Source organism: Mesorhizobium sp. M1A.F.Ca.ET.072.01.1.1, from assembly GCF_004023325.1.
Lineage (GTDB): Bacteria > Pseudomonadota > Alphaproteobacteria > Rhizobiales > Rhizobiaceae > Mesorhizobium.
Map to the genome: position 1 here is coordinate 1 of NZ_RZSF01000573.1, position 2329 is coordinate 2329.

Genomic DNA, 2329 nt, shown 5'->3' on the forward strand with positions numbered 1-2329 from the left:
GTTCTAGGATATGGGAGCAGGGCCCGTTGAGGCCCTGACGACGAGCTCAACGCCCATCGTCTCGCGCCGCACGGCGCCGTCATAGTCGAGGATCATGCGCGCGGCCCGCCGGCCGATCTCGGTGATCGGCTGCGCGATCGTGGTCAGCGGCGGGTCGCAGAGCGCGCCGTCGGGCACGCCGTCGAAGCCGACAACGGAAACGTCTTCCGGCACTTTCAGACCGCGCGCAGTCAGCCAGTCGATGGCGATCATGGCCATCCTGTCCGACATTGCCAGGATGGCGGTCGGCCGCTCGCCGCCGGCAAAGATCGCTTCGAGCCCGGCCCAGGTGCTCCTTTGCTCGTTCTCGGTCTCGAAGACCGGGATGCTCTTCGTGTCGACACCGAAGCCGGACAGTTCCTCGAAATAGCCGGCCAGACGATCGCGCGTTCCCGTGTAGACGGCCGAGCGGACCATTTCGGGCGTGACGAAGCCGGTGCGGTCATCGCCGAGAGTAAGCGACAGCACGGCGAAACGGCGATGTCCGAGTTCGGCAAGATGCCGCGCGGCGAGCCGTCCGCCGGCGATGTTGTCGACGCCGATGGCCGAGATCGTCTCGTCGTGAAAGCCGAGCTCCAACGCCACGAAGGGCAGCCTGCGTTCGCGCGTCAGCTCGACGAGACGCGAGCCGCCTTCGATGCAGAACAGGATGAAACCGTCGACAAGCGCGCTCTGGATGTTCCAGGCGAGCTTCTCCTGGTTGGCCGCCGAAACCAATGCGATGCCGGCGCCGGTGGCGTCGCAGGCCTCGGAAATGCCGGCCATCATGACGCGCGCGAAGGGATCCTCGAAGAAGTAGGAAAGGGGCTCGGTCGTGCCGACGCCGATGGCATTGACCTTGCCGGCGCGCAGCAGGCGGCCTTTCGGATCAGGCCCGGCGTAACCCATCGCCTCCGCCACCGCCCTGACCCGCTCGCGCACCTCGGCGCGCACGACCTCCGGGCGACTGAAGACATTGGAGGCCGTCCCATGCGAGACGCCCGCCGCCTTGGCAATATCCGCCAGCCGGATGGGGCGTGCCTGGCCTTCGATGAGTGATGCCATGTCTGTTCTCCGAATCCGGTCGCATGTCGAACATGGACGCGGAATGTCCGACGGTCCACTTACCATTTTTGTTGGATCGATTCAAATTTCTCCTTGACTTCGGCGGTGCAGGGCTTATGATTGAATCGATCCAAGTCACCTGACATGAAGCAGATACGAGAAGGAGGGTGCCATGCATCCGGTCAACTTTTTGTTCGAGGACGTCTACCGCAACGATTGGGGCATTGCTTCGGCCGCGCAGAGTGAGCGGCGCCGCGGCAAGACAGGCCCGTGGAAGCGTCAGCCCCGCTTCATCGTGGAGCGCAAGCGCGCCTGAGCAGCCAGTCTTTTTCGCGTCGATCGGTTGGATCGATTCAATTGAAGGAACCAAGCCATGCATCCCATCAGCCATCTTTTCGAGGACATCTATCGCAACTATTGGGGCATCTCGCCGGCAACCGACCGGCCGGAACGCCGGCGCGCGGCGGAGCCGGCGTCGCGCCAGCGGCGCCTGCGTCGGGGAGGGCGGTAGTCGCGGCCCATTTTCCGACGAGCCTCAGCAATGGCAAGGCGGATCTAGGACCCTGGGCGCCACAGCGCCGAGACCGCAATCGCCAGCCAGCCGACGATAAGCAGCGTGCCGCCGATCGGCGCCGACATCGGAAACAGTCGCGAACCGAGGAAATCCCGGGCGAGAAGATCGACCGAGAACAGCAGCAGGCCGACAAGCAGCGCCAGGCTTGCGATCCGGAGATACCGGCTGCCGCCGATAAGGCCGATGGCGAGGAAGACCGGCGCATGCATCAGCAGGAAGGATGCGGCCGTGCCGGTGAAGGCGCCGCCGCGATGCGCGGCCGCCGCCGACAGCGCCACCCCTGCCGCGCCGACGAGACCGCCTGCCAGTACGAGGATGCGGCTGCCGCCGTCTGATGGTTGCCCGGCAAGACTCATTTCGATGCTCCGTCTTCGATCGCGCGCGGCTCAGGATTCGCCGGCCTCGAGCAGCATATGCCGTGCGCGCCGCGTCTGGACAATCCAGTTATAGACCGCCCCCAGCGCCATCAGCACCGATGTGCCCAAGAACACCGCCCGCATGCCGAAATGGCCGCCGACGAAGCCTCCGGCGAGCGGTCCCGCGACCTGGCCGACATACTGCGCCGAGATCGATAGTCCGAGCACATTGCCGCCGACGCCGTCGGGGATGTTGTGACGGATGACGCTGGTGATGCAGGGCAGGAGGCCGCCCAGCGCCAGCCCCATCAGGAAG

The 2329-nt window shown here is 65.5% G+C and carries 5 protein-coding genes; 2 read left to right on the top strand and 3 right to left on the bottom strand.

Annotated features, from left to right (window positions below):
• Positions 1-3: 3 nt before the first annotated feature.
• Positions 4-1083 carry a substrate-binding domain-containing protein gene (locus tag EOA32_RS36420; RefSeq protein WP_067000691.1) on the bottom strand — a complete coding sequence of 360 codons (1080 nt, stop codon included), beginning with the start codon at positions 1081-1083 and terminating at the stop codon, positions 4-6.
• A 172-nt stretch (positions 1084-1255) separates the two neighbouring features.
• Here EOA32_RS36420 and EOA32_RS39065 point away from each other — a divergent pair, with 172 nt between their 5' ends.
• Together EOA32_RS39065 and EOA32_RS39070 are read left to right on the top strand one after the other, a co-directional pair.
• Positions 1256-1399 (top strand): hypothetical protein, encoded by a 144-nt coding sequence (locus EOA32_RS39065; protein ID WP_095831469.1) that lies wholly within the window; start codon positions 1256-1258, stop codon positions 1397-1399.
• A gap of 57 nt (positions 1400-1456) precedes the next feature.
• Positions 1457-1594, top strand: coding sequence for a hypothetical protein (locus EOA32_RS39070; protein WP_095783244.1), 138 nt, complete (start codon positions 1457-1459; stop codon positions 1592-1594).
• A 44-nt stretch (positions 1595-1638) separates the two neighbouring features.
• On the opposite strand, the gene EOA32_RS36425 is transcribed toward EOA32_RS39070, so the two are convergent.
• Entirely contained in the window at positions 1639-2013 is a 375-nt protein-coding gene (locus tag EOA32_RS36425; RefSeq protein ID WP_095828553.1) for a DUF423 domain-containing protein, read from the bottom strand.
• A gap of 30 nt (positions 2014-2043) precedes the next feature.
• Positions 2044-2329: MFS transporter (locus EOA32_RS36430; RefSeq protein ID WP_128374246.1), on the bottom strand; the 286-nt coding region annotated here is incomplete at its 5' end.